Source organism: Halapricum desulfuricans (genome assembly GCF_017094525.1).
Lineage (GTDB): Archaea > Halobacteriota > Halobacteria > Halobacteriales > Haloarculaceae > Halapricum > Halapricum desulfuricans.
In genome coordinates this window covers 450627-467212 of sequence record NZ_CP064788.1, presented here as the reverse complement: position 1 = coordinate 467212, position 16586 = coordinate 450627, and the positions used below count along the sequence as shown (strand labels likewise).

The window sequence follows — 16586 nt, the reverse complement described above, 5'->3', positions numbered from 1 at the left end:
AAAGCCCACGACAGCGGCTAGTACCGCTCGGGATCGATCGTGCCAACGTACCGGCGAGTCGCGACGTACAGGGCGACGGCAAGCACCGAGAGCGCGAGGACCGTCGCAATCGAGACGGTCGTCTCGCTGCCGACTGCGAGTTTCGCGGCCACGGTCGCGGGGTGTTCCGGCAGGAGCGCGGCCGCGCCGAACAGGCCAAGCGCGATGATCGAGTACAGCAACTGGGCCTGTCGGCGCTGGCCCAGCAGGAGTCCGAGGACCGCCCCGAGCACGACGACCAGCAGCGTGACCGCCGAGACCAACGCCAACAGCGGGACGACGTTCGCGACCGTGATCCCGTTAACGACCAGCAGCGCGATCCACAGCAACGCCTGGGCGGGGGCCAGCACCGCCATTCCCAGCGCTTTCCCGTCGAAGATGTCCGTCATCGTGACGGGCGCGACCTGCAACAGTTCCAGGGTCCCGCGCTCGATTTCCTCGGTCAGGACGTCGACGGTGACCGAGCCGCTGATGAACGGCGGCAGGAACAACAACAGCGGGACGAGCACCGTGTAGGAGAACCCGAAGTACGAACCGCCGTCGCCCTCCGGCGGGGGCGACACGGGCCGGGTCTGGAGATACGCGGCCCGGCGCGTGCGCTCGTCGCGTTCGAGCGCCTCCAGGACGTCGCGGGCTTTCACCACGGCGAGCGTCGACTGCACGCTCCCGTCGGGGACGGTCGCCGTCACGGATATCCGCCGGTCGACCGATTCGGCGTGGAAGACACCGACTACCTCCCCGCGCCGGAAGGCGTCCATCGCAGCCTCGCGCGTCGGGTAGTGTTCGGTCTCGACGCCGGCCGACCCGGCCGCCCGTTCGAGTTCGTCGCGAGTCTCCCCGGAGACCCCGAAGGTGAGTTCGCCGGACTCGACGCTTCCGGGATCGTACATCGAGGTGAGGCCGACGACCAGAAACGACGAGAAGGCCGCGATGAAGACCTGTATCGCCAGCGCGAGGACGATCGTCCGTTCCCGCGAGAGGCTCGCGATGTCGCGTCGCGCGATGGCGACTCGAACGTCGTCAAACAACGAGCATCACCACCGCGTAGTTGTAGGCGAAGTGGATCGCGATCGCCGCGGTGAGTCCGACGGCGTACCCCTGCCGTCCCGATCGCATTCCGACCGCCGAAGTCGCCGCAGTGACGACGTGCAGCGCAAGCGGCGCGAGCAACAGCCCCAGCCCGACAAGCGGGTCGATCCCGGCGGTCGGGCCGGCCGAGACGACCGCCGCCTGCTGGACCTCCGGCAGTCCGCCCAGCAACTGGACGGCGAGCAACCCCTTCTCGGCGACGAAAAACCCGAGACCGGCCAGTGCGCCGACGACCAGCGCCGATCGGACCGTCCGGTCGTAGCGGCTGTGGACGAACCCCGCGTAGGCCGGCAGGCTCTTGGCCAGTTCCTCGATCGTGACGATCGCAAGCAGGATCGCCCCGAGCCACAGCGGCTGGGGCAACCCGAGCGAGATCGGATAGATCGCGGCCACGGCGACCAGTTCGGCGAGGATGACCAGCGGCATGAGCAACACGACCATCAGCGCGACGCTGCGCCGCCGTCTGATCCGGCCGGCCAGCGAGTCAAGCACCTTCAGCGGGATCGACCGCTGGGTGAACATGTCCTCCTCGCGATAGAGGCCCGCGCCGAGGACGAAAAACAGCGTCGCGGTGAACAGCGGTGGAACCGTCGAGATCGCCATCTCGATCGGTTCGATCGCGACGCCCTGGATATCGCGGACGACGACGGTCAGCGGCGAGACGAGCGCGATCGGCGTCACGTCGGTGAAGATCGCCGGGACGAACGCGTAGGCCGTCAGCCCGACGGTGATCGTGACAGTGACAAAGGTGAGTTCCTTGAACGACCGAGCGAACATCGCCCCGAGGAACGTCGCCGACAGGAACAGCAACACCAGCGGGACGACCGCGAGCATCGCGTACGCGCCGCTGCCGGACCTGGGCTCGAGCGCGATGACTGCGCCCGCGATCGCCCCCTCGAAGGCCATCGCACCGAGGAAATACGGCAGGGTCTTGCCGGCGATGATGTCCCAGCGACTGACCGGCGTGACGAGCATGAGTTCCCCGCGACGGTTGAGTCGCTCGCTCAGCATCGTCGACCCGTACGCCTGGATGACGAAGTTCAGCGGAATGATGAACAGGAACGCCAGGATCAGCGACTGGAAGGGAAACGGCGGGGAGATCTCCGAGGGCGTTCCCGACATCCCGTCGCTGCCCGTGAGACCGCGAGCGATCGAGCCGACGTCGCCGCCAGCTCCACCGGCGCCCGTTGTTCCGTCTGTGTCACCGTCGCCTGTCCCGTCCGTACCACCGTCGCCTGTCCCATCACCCGTTGTTCCGTCTGTGTCGCCGTCGCCCGTTCCGTTGTCGCCCGTTGTTCCGTCCGTGTCTCCGTCGCCCGTTCCACCACCAGTCGTGCCGTCTGTCCCGCCGTTGCCCGTCCCGTCCGCAGGCCCGACCGAGAGGTTGCGCTCGGCGTAGGTGAGCGACACTGTGACCGGGAACGCGGCCGACTGATTTGGCTCGTCGGCCATCACGCGGTCGTTGTACGAGTCGACGCTGTTGCGTAACTCCGCCAGCGCCGACTCCCCCTTCCGGGAGTCACTGGCGACCACCTGCGAGCCGACGATCCGCAGGTCGATCTCGGAGCCCAGTTCCGCGTCGGAATCCCGAACCGCAAAGGTCGGATCGCTCTCGACGACCGGATAGAGCGGGCTCTCCTCCTCGACACCCACTCGGTAAAAGCCCTCGTCGAGGGTCACGCCGCCCTGAGCGAGCACGATCGGGACGGCCGCCCCGAGCACGAGCAGCGCCGCGGCGACGATCACGGCGGTCTTGCGGTCGATCCCGCCGGCGTTTTTCGTCACTTCCCAGCGACCGATCCGCAGGACCTTGCGCGGTCGCACGGTCAGGCCTCCGGGCTCGACTCGCCCGCCGTTCGTCTGTCGTCCGATCGACCGTCGGCCACGTTGAGAAAGACCTCCTCCAGACTGGACTGGTCGGTCCGGATGTCGACGACCTCGCCGCCGGCCTCGCTCGCCGCCTCGCGCGTCGCCTCGACTGCGTCCATCGATTCGACGGTCCGGACGTACCGGCCGTTTTTCGCGACGCTGTCGGGAACCTCGACCGTCGTGTAGACCTGATAGACGGTCTCGCCGTGCTCGGCCTGTAGCTGGTCGAGGTCGCCGCGGGCGACGATTTCCCCCTCGTTCATGATCGCCACGCGATCGCAGATCGACTCGACGTGATAGAGGTTGTGCGCGCTGAAGACGATCGTCTTGCCCTCATCGGCCAGCCGGCTGGTGAACTCGATGATGTAGTTCGTCGTCAGCGGGTCGAGCCCGCTGGCCGGCTCGTCGTAGATCAACACGTCCGGATCGTTGATCAGCGACCGGGCGATCGCCACCTTCCGTTTCATGCCCTTCGAGACGTCTCCGAGCTGTCTGTCCCGGTGTTCGAGGTCGAGTTCCGAGAGGGTCTCGTCGATCCGCCGGGCGGCGACGTCTTCGGGGACGTCGTAGAGATCCGCGAAGAAGTGCAGGTAGGTGTTCGCGGTCATCTCCTCGTACAGCGGCGACTCCTCGGGGAGAAAACCGAGTCGGCGTCGCATCTCGGCGTCACCCGCGTCGTGGCCGGCGACAGAGGCGCTCCCGCTGGTCGGCTCGATCAGCCCAGCGAGCATCTTCAGCGTCGTGGTCTTGCCGGCCCCGTTCGGGCCGACGATCCCGAACACTTCGCCGGATGCGACCGAGAACGTGCTTCCCTCGACAGCCGGGAACCCGCCGTACTCCTTGCGAAGGTCGCGGACCTCGATCATTCGTCTCCCCCTATTGGCCGGCTACACGTATAGGTTGCCTCGCAGTATCGGCAGTGATATCTCGGCGTGACCGGTCGTGCGACTACTCGACGTCCGTGACGACGATCCGCGTCCCGCCAGACGACGACGCTTCGGCGGTGACCGACCAGCCGTGGGCGTCCCCGATCCACTCGACGATCGCCAGCCCGAACCCGGTCCGGTCGGGGTCGGTCGTGTACCCGGCCTCGAAGACGCGCCCGCGTTCGCCTTCGGGAATGCCGGGCCCGTCGTCTTCGATCGCAAAGCCGCCGTCGGCCGGCTCGACGCGGACCGATTCGCCGTCGGTGTGGACCGCGACGTTCTCGAAACACTCGGTGAAGACGTCTTCGAGGCGATCGCCGTCGGCCTCGACCGTCGGCAGGCCGTCCGCGAGCGTCAGGTCGAGTTCGGCGTCGACCGACTCCCGGCCCGCGCGGGCCGCGTCGGCGACGTCGACGACGGCGGGATCGCGGACCGGCAGTCCGGCGCGGGCGAGGTCGCGCATGTCCTCGAGCAGCACCTCCATCGTGTCGATCGACCGTTCGATCGCGTCGAAGTGAACGTCGTCGCCGGTCTCGCGGGCGAGGTCCAGCCGGCCGGCCAGCACGTTCAGCGGATTGCGGAGGTCGTGGGCGACGACGCTGGCGAACTCCTCGAGTCGTTCGTCGCTCCGGTAGCGATCGGTGATGTCCCGAACCGATCCCATCTCGGCAGGTTCGCCGTCGTAGGTGATCGAGTGGACGTTGAGCGACAGCGGCCGCGTCTCGCCGTCGGCGGTGACGACCCGGGCCTCGTATCTGCTCGGATACCCGTCACCTGACTGTCGTTTTTGACTGATTCGCCGAACCCGGTCACGGTCCTCGGGATGAATGAGTTCGAAGACGTCCATCCCGAACAGTTCGGACTCCGCGTAGCCAGTGATCTCACAGAGGCGCTCGTTGACGAACTCGAACGTACCGTGCTGATAGATGAAGATCCCGTCGTGGCTCTGCTCGACGAGCGTCCGGTAGCGCTGTTCGCTCTCCGCGAGCGCGGCCTCCGTGCGGGCGTGCTCGACCGCGTTGGCGATCGTGTTCGCGAGCACGGCGTACTGGTCGGTCCCGGTCTCCTTTTGCATGTATTCGGTGACCCCCGCCGAGATGGTCTCGCTGGCGATCTCTTCGCTACCGTGGCTGGTGTAGAGGACAAACGGCATCCCCGGGTCGCGCTCACGGACGCGTTCGAGCAGGTCCAGCCCGTCGATCCCGGTCGGCCGATAGTCGCTGACGACACAGTCGATCGAGCCGTCGTCGAGTCGATCCAGCGCCGTCTCGGGGTCAGTCACGCCCTCGACGTCCAGAGCCGGCGCCTCGGACTCGAGGTGTGCCGCCACCACCTCGAGCAAGTCGTCGTCGCTGTCGACGTGCAACACGCGTATCGGCTCTGTGTCTGTCATCGGTTGCATGTTGTGTGCTCGCTAGTATCAAAGTTCGTGTCGGGGGCGTTGTCGCGCTGACACCGCGACCGGAACATCAGGGCTCCCGTTCGAGGTCCTACAGCAGGTCTTCGACGCGGTCGGCGACTTCCTCGGGCGTGTCACCGACCGGGACACCGTTGTCTTCCAGTGCGGCGATCTTCGACTGTGCCGTCCCCGTCCCGCTCCCGGAGACGATCGCGCCAGCATGCCCCATGCGCTTGCCCGGCGGGGCCGTGCGACCGGCGATGAACCCGGCGACGGGCGTGTCCATGTGCTCGCCGATGTAGCGAGCGGCCTCTTCCTCGTCTTCCCCGCCGATCTCGCCGCACATAACGACAGCGTCGGTCTCGGGATCGGCCTCGAACAGCGCCAGGGCGTCGACGAAATCCGTCCCGATGATGGGATCGCCGCCGATGCCGATCGCGGTCGTCTGCCCGATCCCGCGCTGGGTGAGGTTGTCCACGACCTGGTAGGTCAGCGTTCCCGACCGGGAGACGACGCCGACCCGACCCGCCGAGAAGACGTTCCCGGGCAGGATCCCCAGTTTCGCGGCCCCCGGCGTGATGACGCCCGGGCAGTTCGGGCCGACGAGGTGGGTGTCGGTCTCTTCGAGTTTGCGATAGACCCGGCTCATGTCCTGCGTCGGGATCCCCTCGGTGATGGCGACGACCAGCTCCAGCCCGTCGGCGTCGAGCGCCTCGAAGACGGCGTCCGCGGCGAACGCCGGCGGGACGAACACGACCGAGGCGTCGGCGTCTGCCTCGCGGACGGCACCTTGAACCGTATCGTAGACCGGGACGCCGGCGACCTCCTGGCCGCCCTTGCCCGGCACCGCGCCGGCGACGACGTTCGTGCCGTACTCGAGCATCTGTTCGGTGTGGAACCGGCCCTCGCCGCCGGTGATCCCCTGCACGACGACGCGCGTGTCCTCGTCGACGAGTACGGACATTACGCTTCCGCCTCCGTTGTCGCGTACTCGACTGCACGCTTTACGGCCTCCTCCAGCGTGTCCTCGACCGTGACCAGCTCCTCGTTGAGGATCGCCATCCCCTCCTCGGCGTTGGTTCCGGCCAGCCGGACGACGACCGGCTTGGGGATCTCATCGAACTGTTCGAGCGCCTGGTTGATCCCGGTCGCGACCTCGTCGCCGCGGGTGATGCCGCCGAAGATGTTGAACACGACCGACTCGACGTTGTCGTCGGAGAAGACCATGTCAAGGGCGTTGGCGATCCGCTGGGCCTTCGCACCGCCGCCGACGTCGAGGAAGTTCGCGGGGTCGCCACCGTAGTAGTCGACCAGATCCAGCGTGGTCATCACCAGGCCAGCCCCGTTGCCGATGATACCGACGTCGCCGTCGAGCCGGACGTAATCGAAACCGTACTCGTCGGCCTTCCGTTCGAGTTCGTCGCCAGTGCCGGCTTCGTCCTCCATCTCGGCGAGTTCCGGCTGGCGAAAGAGGGCGTCCTCGTCGACGTTGAACACGGCGTCGGCGGCGATCACCTCGCGTTCGTCGCTCGCGCTGTCCGCGGCGTCGCGCTCCGCGCTCGTTATCATCAGCGGGTTGATCTCGGCGTCCGACCCGTCGCGCTCGTCCCACAGCTGGTAGAGCGTCCGCAGGATCGAGGCCACGTCGCCGGCCACGTCGCGGTCGACGCCGGCCTCGTAGACGGCCTTCCGGGCCTGAAACGGGTGCATCCCGAAGGCCGGATCGACGTGCTCGCGGGCGATGGCGTCGGGGTCCTCCGCGGCGACTTCCTCGATGTCGACCCCGCCGCGCGTCGAGACCATCGCGACGGGACGGCCCCGCCCGCGGTCCATCGTCACGCCGACGTACAGTTCGTCGACGAAGTCGACCGCCGCCTCGACGAGCACGCGCTCGACGCGGTAGCCCTTCAGATCCATCCCGAGGATCGCGTCGGCGGCGTCTCTGAGTTCCGACTCGGAGTCGGCGAGTTCGATCCCGCCGGCCTTGCCCCGGCCCCCGACGTGTACCTGTGCCTTGACCGCGACCGGATAGCCGATCGACGCGGCCGCCTCGACGGCCTCCTCGACGGTCCCGGCCAGTTGCGAGTCCGGCGTCGGGATCCCGGCGTCCGCGAAGACCTCCTTGGCCTGGTATTCGTGCAATCGCATGTCACTCACACAGGGGAGCGGCGCGCGCTTAAATCCCGGTCTTCCGGCACACTCGAGAACCGACCCGAACTCTCGGTACGCGTACCGACTGTCTGCTGGCCTACTCGTCTGTGAGGAGGTCTTCGACGAACTGGAAGCCGTCGACGAACATCACCGAATCGCCATAGCCTTCACTGGCAAGGGCAGTTTCGGCCCCCTCACCGGCAGCGATATCAGTCGTATAAATGTACACCTCGGTCGCCGCAGCCTGGCTGAGGCGCTGTGCAGCGAGGGCGGCGAGGGCGGCATCAGCCCGTTCGACCTCGTCAGCCGGACGATCGTCGGCGTTCGCGATGTACAGGCGGCACAAGGCGACTGCCCGGGGGGGGTAAAGCCGACAACACACAATCTTTATTACGATTGAGTACGGATTAATCATAAGGAGTTCGATGGAATGTTACCCGAAACTCAGAGAACGTGGGCAAGTGACAATTCCAGAAGAAGTCCGAGAGGGGCTTAATCTGGAGGAAGGTGACCAGTTGAAACTCACCGTCGAAAAACTCGACTAACAATTATGAAACACACGCTTCGCTTCCGTGCGTACCTGCCCGATGACGTGGCCAGCGAAGCGTGGCAGCACATCGACATTCTCCGGCAGATTCGCAATCACGCTGTCCGAGACTACTACCGCAGTGAATACAACGACCAGACATCTGACTACGACCAACATGACAAGCTCACAGAGTGGACTGACAAATGGCCGACCTTTGCCGACCCGTCACAACACGCCGCACAACAGGCAATAAGCCAGATTCACGACGACCTTGAGACACTGCAAGAACGCCGAAACGAAGGCTACGATGTTGGGCGGTTGCGGTGGCAGGGTGCAGGCGAATTTCGGTCAGTGTCGTACAATCAACCCTGTCGCTGGAACGTGGATTACAACACGGGCGACGACCGATTCATACGACTCCGACTCGAAAAGATTGGCTGGTTCAAGATTCGCGCAGAACGTGACGTACCGCCAGCAGACGACATTGACGAGGTTATTCTCAAGAAAGAGACAACTGGCGAGTGGTACGTCTCACTCGTGACTACTGTGGAAGACACACCCGAGAGACCGCCATTGAGTGAGATCGAACCCGAAGATTGTGTTGGTGTTGACCTTGGCATTACCAGTTACATCCACACGTCTGAAAATCTGTCCGTGGATACGCTTGACCTGTCCGACGAGTACGACCGCTATGCACGCGAGCAGCGAAAACTCGACCGGAAAGAACACGGCTCTGCCAACTGGGAGAAACAACGCCGAAAAGTAGCACAAGCGAAACGGACAATCAAGCGGAAGGTGCTGGACTATCAGCACAAGTTGACGACGTGGCTGGTCACAGAGTACGATGTTGTGGCCGTCGAAGACTTGGACGTGAAGCCGATGCTGGAAACCAGTCAGAACGGCAAAAACAAGCAAGACGCGGCGTGGTCGCGGTTTCTTGACCTACTGGAATACAAGGCTGACCTACACGGCACGCACGTCGAAAAGGTGAAGCCGGAAGGCACGACGAAAGAGTGCGCTGTGTGTGGTGTCGAGACGGCCAAGCCAATCTGGGTGCGCGAACATTCATGCCCGGCGTGCGGCCATACAGACGACCGCGACCTCAACGCGGCGAAGAATATTCTTCATCGAGGACTCAAGCAGTTAGGGGCGGGACGCTCCGAATCAACGCCTGTGCAGACTGCGCTCCCTACGTTCACACCTCAGCGAGAGGCTGTGGATGCAAAGCGCGTCGTTGAAGCAGGAAGCCCCGGGGTCGTACGGAAGACGTCGTCTTCCGTGATGACGAGAGACGGAGTCTCTCGAACCACTTGACCCCGGGGTGCGTTCACCGCTGAACGCTGTCCATCGTCCGCGAAACGATCGGGTCCGAAAAATCGAGCGGCTCCGCGACCGTCGCCCAACCGTCATCAATCGCGGTATCGACGGGCGGCGTCTCGATATTCGGATCAGACGGAGTCAATTCGTCGTAGACGCGTTTCGGCAAGACGAAGACAACCTCATTGCGGCGAGCAAACCGACGAAGGGCCCGATACCGACTGTTCGATGGTTGTCCCACCGCGACGAACAACCCAGTGTCGGCGATATGAAGCCTGCTCATACGCTGTCGGCCGCATCAGTGTCGTCGAAATCCAAATCGTCGATCGACGCACCAGACACCTTGATCTCGTCGTGTGCGTGAACGATGGGACGAAGGGCCTGAAGAATCATCTCGGCGGCCAGCGGCGAGATGTCGAGATCCTTCGCCATCAGCCGGTGGGTCACGTCGCCTCGCTCGCGTGCGACCGCGTAGGTGAGCGCTGTCGCGAGACCAGCGATCCCGTGGCGGTCGATGTATGTGTCGATGTCGTCGTCGGTTTCGCGCCGTCCGACGGCGTCGACCAATGCCGGCGTGATAGTGTACGTACGCGCCCCGTCGTCCGCCGTGACCGTTAGATCGATTTCGCAGGCGGCGTAGCGGCGAGGCTGCTCGTCGCGAGTGACTTCGAGAACGCCGGCATCGACGAGCCGATTGACGTAGGTGTAGGCGGTCCCCTGGGGGAATCCGAGGGCATCGATGATATCCCGGACAGTTGCGTCCCCTTCGCGAGCGAGATATCCGTATAATTGTGCCAGCTGTGGCTCCTCAAGCAGGTCCGCGATTGAGAGGAAGTCCCGGACGACGTCGCCGTCGTCCCGGTTCGAAGTACGTGACATTGATCCGCCCTGATTATAGATTATAGAGAAACAGTAAAGTATCTTCCGGATGGCGAGTTTCGATATCGAAGCAGGTCTATTGGTTCGGCATCTGCAATCAGGTATGAGCGGCATCGATTCGATCGAAGCGGCTACCGAATCGCTGGCGGCTGCCATCGCCGACGCGGAAACAGTCGTCGCGCTGACCGGTGCAGGCGTCTCGACCGCCTCGGGCATCCCCTCGTTTCGCGGCGACGGCGGGATCTGGGAACAGTTCGATCAGCGTGACTTCCACTACCGACGATTCGAGGCCGATCCGGAGGGGTTCTGGCGCGACCGGCTCGACCTCCGGGAGGCCTTCTACGGGGGCGGCGAAACCGAGCCGAACGCCGCTCATCGGGCGCTGGCCGACCTGGAGCGGGGCGGCCATCTCGACGCCGTCGTCACTCAGAACGTCGACGGATTGCATCGGGCCGCCGGCTCCGAGACCGTGGTCGAACTCCACGGGACGAACCGCGAGGTCGAATGCGTCGAGTGCGGCCACAGACTCCCGGTCGAAGCGGCGTTCGACCGGGCCGCCGAGGGCGAACTGCCGCCCCGATGTGAGGGGTGTGGCGGCGTGCTGAAGCCGGCGGTCGTGCTGTTCGGCGAATCGATGCCCGACGGGCCGACGATCCGGGCCCACGAACTGGCCGGGCGAAGCGACCTCTTTCTGGCGATCGGGTCGTCGCTGCAGGTCCAGCCCGCGGCCGGGTTGCCCGCACGCGCCCAGCGGTCAGGTGCGACGCTCGCGGTCGTCAACCTCGAAGCGACGCCGGTCAGCGACCGGGCCGAGTACGACCTCCGGGCGGACGTGACGGAGGCGTTGCCGGCGCTGGTCGAGGCGGTCGGGTGAGACCGTCGAGCCACAATTCCGAGGAACAGCGATCCTACAGCTCGACGCCGCCGGGAATGAGGCTGTGCTCGCGGTCGAGGTTCCCGTCTGCGTCGTAGACCAGAAGCGTCGCCTTCTCGAACTCGACGGGATCGCCGTCGCCCGGCTCGACCCGAAGACAGTAGTTTCGATCGCCCTCATCGCGGCGGCTCGTTGCGGCGACGAGCGAGCGAAGCGCCGACGGCTCCAGCGGAGCCTCGAAGGCGAACTCACCGGTGAGCCGGTGTGACACGGCGAGTACACCGGGTTCGTCCGCGGACGTGTGCCGATACGAGACGTCGAGGTCGGAGGCGTCCGGGGCCTGGCCGTGCTCGGCTAATCGATTCCGGAGAACCTCGGGCGTACCCTCGAAGCGGGCGGTCAGCCGGGGGATTCGGTCGTCGGTGTCGACGTTCGTCGTGAACTCTTCTCGCCGCATTTACTTGCTCAAGCGTACGGGACGACTCCCAAAGAACGTAACGCCGCCGGCGAAGGAGATAACCGACGTACTGCCGCCGGCGAACGACATCTTTAGGCTCCCGGCCCGTGGCAACTCTGACGATGGCCTGGGTCCGATCGGAATACGCCGGCGAGTTCGCCGTCCTCTCGGCGTGGCTGGCGATGGTACTGCCCTGGAACGTGGTCTACTATCCGAACGCGCCGCTGGACAGTACCGTCGTGTTCGTCCGGTTTTCGGTCATCGAGTTGCAGATCCGGTTCCCGGTCGTGCTCGCGGTCGGCGAACAGCTCGTCACCGCGGCCAACGCCCTGGCGGCACAGTATCCCGGCACGCAACTCGTGTCCGGGCTGTTCGTGGCCTCGCCGATCGGGTCGATCGGCCACTACGACGGGGCCATGCGACTGGGGAGTATCGCGTGGGCGATCGGCGCGCTCGTGCTGGTCGGGGCGTTCGCGTTCAGTCTCGCGTTCTATCTCCGCGAGGAGGCAGTGACCGAGCGCAGCCCCGTCGATCCGGCCCGCGTGATCGGCTGGGCGCTGGCCGCCGCGACCGTCGCAACCGCAATCGCGTCGGCCCTCTATTTCCTCGAGCAGGACCTCGCCGGCGTGCCGGTCCCGATCGGAACCCTCATCATGGGCGCGCTGGCGGCTGCAGTGCTTCGCGCCGAGCATCGGTGACGAGACCGCTCGCCGCCGTCTCGCGTTTCGACGAACGATAACCGGGGTGCCGAATTTAAGTGCATGGGTGCTAAACCCACAGCAAGAGTCGCTGCAGGGGGCGACAGACCAGCGCCATGGCGAACTCACAAGGCAACGGGAGCGACGAGTCGGACGGGCTGTTGAGCGGCGCGAAGGCGCGACTGGCCCGTTCGGTGCGGATCGTCACGGGCTCGTCGGTCGAGGTCGAGGCGTACGACCCCGACGAGCACGACCCGCTGGTCACCTTCGACGGACTGGCCGGCATGGACGAGGTCGAACGCTACTGGCTGAACGCCCCCTACGCGTTCGTCTCGATCAACTACGACCGCGAGGAAAACGAGCACCGCTATCACGTCGTCGAGCCGACCCTTGACGAACTCGAACGGGAACTGCTCGAACGGCTGTTCGAGGACATCCGGACACCGCTGCTTTATCGTGACGACATTCAGGACGATCCCGAGACGGCACTGATGGAGGAACTCGAGGCCCGGCTGGAAGCCTACGGCGTCGTGATCGACCCAGAGGCCTTCTATCGGCTGTTCTACTACCTCTACCGGCAGTTCCAGGGCTACGGCAAGATCGATCCGCTGATGCACGATCCGGCGATCGAGGACATCTCCTGTGACGGGGTCGACCTGCCGATCTTCGCCTACCACGAGGAGTACACGGACATCGAGACCAACGTCACCTTCGGCCGCCAGGAACTCCGGAACTTCGTCATCCAGCTCGCACAGCGCTCGGGGCGACACATCTCCGTGTCCGACCCGGTCGTCTCGACGACCCTGCCTGACGGGTCGCGGATCGAACTCGCACTCGGTGAGGAGGTCACGCCGCGCGGGTCGGCGTTCACGATCCGCAAGTACGCCGAAGAGCCGTTCACGCCGGTCGATCTGCTGGAGTTCGGCACGGTCGATCTGGACATGCTCGCCTTCCTGTGGCTCGCGATCGAGTCGAACAAGTCGCTGATCTTCGCGGGCGGGACCGCAGCCGGCAAGACGACGAGCATGAACGCGATGTCGATGTTCGTCCCGCCGCGATCGAAGATGCTGACGATTGAGGACACCCGGGAACTGTCGCTGTATCACGACAACTGGCTCTCCTCGGTGACGCGAGAGCGGTTCGACGAGGACGACATCACGATGTACGACCTGCTGCGGTCGGCGCTGCGCCACCGGCCCGAGTACATCATCGTCGGCGAGGTCCGCGGTCAGGAGGCAGTCACGCTCTTTCAGGCGATGAACACCGGCCATACGACCTACTCGACGATGCACGCCGACTCGGTCCAGACGGTGATCAACCGGCTCGAAAACGAGCCGATCAACGTGCCCCGCCCGATGGTCGCCAGTCTCGACCTGCTCTGTGTGCAGGTGCTGACTCGCCACGACGACAGGCGCGTGCGCCGGATCGACACCGTCGCCGAGATCGAGGGCATCGACCAGCGGACCGGCGAGCTCGACTACTCGAACACGTTCGCCTGGGACGCCAGCGACGACAGCTTCCGGCGACGCAACTCCGACCTGCTCGAGGAGATTCAGGAGGACCGTGGCTGGACCCGCTCGGAGCTGCTTGGCGAACTCGACGACCGCCGCGCTGTGCTCTCGTATCTCTGGGAAGAGGACGTGACCGACTACCGGCGTTTCACTGCGTGGGTCAACCGCTACTACGCCGACAAGGACGCTGTCATGGACGACATACAGGCAAGCGACATCACGACGGTCGAGTGACATGGAGCCGATCCAACTGCTGCCGCTCGGGATCGTCACGGCCCTCGTCGGGCTGGTCTCGCTCGTGTTCGTCAGCAGCGGCGTGAGCGGCTTTCTCTCGCGGGTCTCGCGGCTGGCGTTCGACCGATTCGTCGTCGACTCGGCGGAACGAAAGCGGTCGCTGGAGGCCGCACACGTCGATCAGACCTACCGGATCTACGCTACGCGGACGTATCTGTACGTGCTGGTCGCCGGACTGGTCGGCGGGACGGTCGGCGTCTATCTCGTCGCCGGAACGCTCGTCGTGTTGCCAGCTGTGGCGGCCACGCTGGCGCAACTCCCCTCTGTCATGGGCGAGGCGCTGGGCGATCCGAACCTCGTGATCGAGCTCTCGCCGCTGGCGAGAGACCTGCTGTACGCCGGCGGCGGGATCGCCGTCGGGTCGCTGGCCGCGACGCTCGCGTACGTCTTCCGCTGGCAGATTCCACAGAGCGACGCCGAGGTCCGCCGGCGCGGGATCAACGAGGCGCTCCCGCGGACGGTCGCGTTCATGTACGCCCTCTCGCGCGGCGGGACGACCTTCCCGACGGTGATGCGAACGCTGGGGAACAACGAGGAGATCTACGGCGATGCCGCCGCCGAGATCGAGGTCGGCGTCCGGCAGATGGACCTGTTCAACGTCGACGTGATCTCGGTGCTCAGGCGGATCGCGTATCGCACCCCGAGCGAGAAGTGGAAGACCTTCACGGAGAACCTCGCCAGCATCCTCCAGAGCGGCCAAAGCCTGCCGACGTTCCTGCAGTCACAGTACGAGCGCTACCAGGAGGAAGCCGAACAGCGCCAGAACGAAATCCTCGAACTACTTGCGACGATCGCCGAGGCGTACGTGACGGTGCTGGTCGCCGGGATGCTCTTTCTGGTGACGATCCTGCTGGTGTTCGGGCTGACGACGACCGACACGCTTCCGTTCATCAAGATGATCGCGTACCTGATCATCCCGCTGGCCAACGCCGGGTTCATGCTCTTTCTGATGCAGAAACTCGAACAGCTCGGGATCGCCCGCGAGAGCGGCGTCGCACAGCTCGAATCCGACGACGAAAGCACGAGGGCCCTCGAGGCGTCCAGCGCGGGCAAGCCCCGGAGCAAGGCCGTCCCCGAGACGCCGACGGCGAGCGCCGACGGCGGCGCGAACGCCGCGGTCCGGTCGAACCTCGCACAGCTGCGGCTGTACGACCGTGCGAGCCGTCTCAAGGAGATATTCGCGGCCCCGCTGCAGACGATCGTCTGGCACCCAACACACCTACTGTACGTGACCGTCCCGCTCGCGCTGCTGTGGGTCGTGTTCCGAATGCCCGACGTGCTGGCCGGATCCGGCATCAGCGTTCGCGTTCTCGACGACGTGCTCATTCAGGCCGGGCTGTTCGTGCTCGGGACCTTCGCGGTCGTCAGGGAGATCTACAAGCGCCGGATCGACCGGATCGAGGCCGCAACGCCCGAGTTGCTCGAACGGCTCGCGAGCCTCAACGAGGCCGGGATGTCCGTCGTCGAGAGCCTCGATCGCGTTCGGGACAGCGATCTCGGGGCACTGAGCGACGAGGTCGATCGGATCTGGAGCGACGTGGAGATGGGCGCGAACGTCCAGGCGGCGCTGATCCGGTTCGGACGGCGCGTCCGGACGACCTCGATCGCCCGCGTCGTGACGCTTCTGACCAACGCGATGCACGCCAGCGGCAAGATCGGTCCGGTCCTGCGGATCGCCGCCACCCAGTCACGCTCGGACCTGCGGATGCGACGCCGGCGACGCCAGCAGATGTTCACCTATCTCGTCGTCATCTACATCTCGTTTTTCGTCTTTCTCGTGATCATCATCGCCGTCCAGGAAGTGCTGATCCCGGCACTGCCCGAGTCGGTACAGACGCCCGAGGGGCCGAACCGGCTGGGGGTCAACGCCGAGCAGTTCGCCCGACTGGGCGAGGTGGACAAGGCCGCCTACGCGCTCGTGTTCTTCCACACGGCGCTGGTTCAGGCGGTGTTCTCGGGGTTCATCGCCGGCCAGCTCGGTGAGGGGACGCTCAAAGACGGCGCGAAACACGCCGCGGGAATGCTCGCCATCGCGTACGTGGCGTTCCTGCTGCTGTCGTCGCCGGTCGCGTCGATCAACTTCGGGGCCCAGCCCGCGACGGACGGCGAGCAGGTCTCCGTCGAGTCCATCTCGATGTCCGACGGCGGGTTCGTCGCCGTCTATCTGGACGACGAGGACCGCGAACTGCTCGGGCGCACGGCGTATCTCCCGCCGGGAACCCACCGCGATGTCGTCATCCCCCTCGACGATCCGCCCGACAGGACGGAACTCGAAGTCGTTGCGATCCCCTATCTGGACACCAACGACAACCAACGGTTCGACTATACCGGCAACAGCACCGACCGTCCGTACCCGGCGGGCAGCTATCAGGTGTCGGTCGAGGCGACGCTCACGAACCTGAACGCGACCGACGACAGCACGGCGAATGCGCTCCGGGGCAGTCGCCTCGCACCGCCTGCACGAGCGATCACGTCGGCGGGCGGCGGCGTCCCCGGCTAGCCGCCTGTCACGACCACGTCGTTCGCGTCCCGACAGTATTAGGTGCCCGAGCGG

General features: G+C 65.4%; 14 protein-coding genes and 2 pseudogenes. 6 read left to right on the top strand and 10 right to left on the bottom strand.

The window, feature by feature from the left end; translation table 11 throughout:
- Positions 1–17 precede the first annotated feature (17 nt).
- The 7 genes and pseudogenes from HSR122_RS02320 to HSR122_RS02290 form a co-directional block, all read right to left on the bottom strand.
- Entirely contained in the window at positions 18–1067 is a 1050-nt protein-coding gene (locus HSR122_RS02320; protein ID WP_229111079.1) for an ABC transporter permease, read from the bottom strand.
- Entirely contained in the window at positions 1060–2952 is a 1893-nt protein-coding gene (locus HSR122_RS02315) for a PrsW family intramembrane metalloprotease (RefSeq protein WP_229111078.1), read from the bottom strand. The genes HSR122_RS02320 and HSR122_RS02315 overlap by 8 nt, the downstream gene beginning before the upstream one ends.
- A 2-nt stretch (positions 2953–2954) precedes the next feature.
- Positions 2955–3863: an ABC transporter ATP-binding protein gene (locus HSR122_RS02310; RefSeq protein WP_229111077.1), complete on the bottom strand. Its 909-nt coding sequence runs from the start codon at positions 3861–3863 to the stop codon at positions 2955–2957.
- Positions 3864–3945: 82 nt separating this feature from the next.
- On the bottom strand, positions 3946–5316 hold the full coding sequence (locus tag HSR122_RS02305) for a PAS domain S-box protein (RefSeq protein WP_229111076.1): 1371 nt from the start codon (positions 5314–5316) through the stop codon (positions 3946–3948).
- A gap of 97 nt (positions 5317–5413) precedes the next feature.
- Positions 5414–6286, bottom strand: a complete 873-nt coding sequence (sucD, locus tag HSR122_RS02300) for a succinate--CoA ligase subunit alpha (protein ID WP_229111075.1) — start codon at positions 6284–6286, stop codon at positions 5414–5416.
- The gene (sucC, locus tag HSR122_RS02295) at positions 6286–7470 is read right to left on the bottom strand and encodes an ADP-forming succinate--CoA ligase subunit beta (protein WP_229111074.1); all 1185 of its coding nucleotides are present in this window, start codon (positions 7468–7470) and stop codon (positions 6286–6288) included. The genes sucD and sucC overlap by 1 nt, the downstream gene beginning before the upstream one ends.
- A gap of 100 nt (positions 7471–7570) precedes the next feature.
- Positions 7571–7807 (bottom strand): annotated as a pseudogene (locus HSR122_RS02290) (hypothetical protein); the annotation flags it as partial.
- A gap of 91 nt (positions 7808–7898) precedes the next feature.
- On the opposite strand from HSR122_RS02290, the gene HSR122_RS02285 reads away from it, so the two are divergent.
- A complete protein-coding gene (locus HSR122_RS02285) occupies positions 7899–8018 on the top strand; it encodes an AbrB/MazE/SpoVT family DNA-binding domain-containing protein (RefSeq protein ID WP_229111073.1) in 120 nt (39 codons plus the stop codon).
- Positions 8019–8023: 5 nt separating this feature from the next.
- Complete coding sequence (locus HSR122_RS02280) at positions 8024–9316, top strand: RNA-guided endonuclease InsQ/TnpB family protein (protein ID WP_229111072.1); 1293 nt, start codon at positions 8024–8026, stop codon at positions 9314–9316.
- A gap of 16 nt (positions 9317–9332) precedes the next feature.
- Here the strand turns inward: HSR122_RS02280 and HSR122_RS02275 are convergent.
- Together HSR122_RS02275 and HSR122_RS02270 are read right to left on the bottom strand one after the other, a co-directional pair.
- Positions 9333–9602, bottom strand: a pseudogene (locus HSR122_RS02275) (hypothetical protein); the annotation flags it as partial.
- The gene (locus HSR122_RS02270; protein WP_229111071.1) at positions 9599–10198 is read right to left on the bottom strand and encodes a DUF7437 domain-containing protein; all 600 of its coding nucleotides are present in this window, start codon (positions 10196–10198) and stop codon (positions 9599–9601) included. The pseudogene HSR122_RS02275 and the gene HSR122_RS02270, both read right to left, overlap by 4 nt.
- 103 nt (positions 10199–10301) lie before the next feature.
- Here HSR122_RS02270 and HSR122_RS02265 point away from each other — a divergent pair, with 103 nt between their 5' ends.
- Positions 10302–11072 (top strand): NAD-dependent deacylase, encoded by a 771-nt coding sequence (locus HSR122_RS02265; RefSeq protein WP_229111070.1) that lies wholly within the window; start codon positions 10302–10304, stop codon positions 11070–11072.
- Between the two features lie 34 nt (positions 11073–11106).
- Here HSR122_RS02265 and HSR122_RS02260 read toward each other — a convergent pair whose 3' ends face one another.
- Entirely contained in the window at positions 11107–11529 is a 423-nt protein-coding gene (locus HSR122_RS02260) for a DUF5793 family protein (RefSeq protein ID WP_229111069.1), read from the bottom strand.
- Positions 11530–11651: 122 nt separating this feature from the next.
- Between HSR122_RS02260 and HSR122_RS02255 the strand changes: the two genes are divergently transcribed.
- The 3 genes from HSR122_RS02255 to HSR122_RS02245 all read left to right on the top strand — a co-directional run bounded on the left by HSR122_RS02255 (position 11652) and on the right by HSR122_RS02245 (position 16532).
- Complete coding sequence (locus HSR122_RS02255) at positions 11652–12227, top strand: DUF7549 family protein (RefSeq protein WP_229111068.1); 576 nt, start codon at positions 11652–11654, stop codon at positions 12225–12227.
- Positions 12228–12343: 116 nt separating this feature from the next.
- Positions 12344–13972, top strand: coding sequence for a type II/IV secretion system ATPase subunit (locus tag HSR122_RS02250; RefSeq protein WP_229111067.1), 1629 nt, complete (start codon positions 12344–12346; stop codon positions 13970–13972).
- Between the two features lies 1 nt (position 13973).
- The gene (locus HSR122_RS02245; protein ID WP_229111066.1) at positions 13974–16532 is read left to right on the top strand and encodes a type II secretion system F family protein; all 2559 of its coding nucleotides are present in this window, start codon (positions 13974–13976) and stop codon (positions 16530–16532) included.
- Positions 16533–16586: the final 54 nt, after the last annotated feature.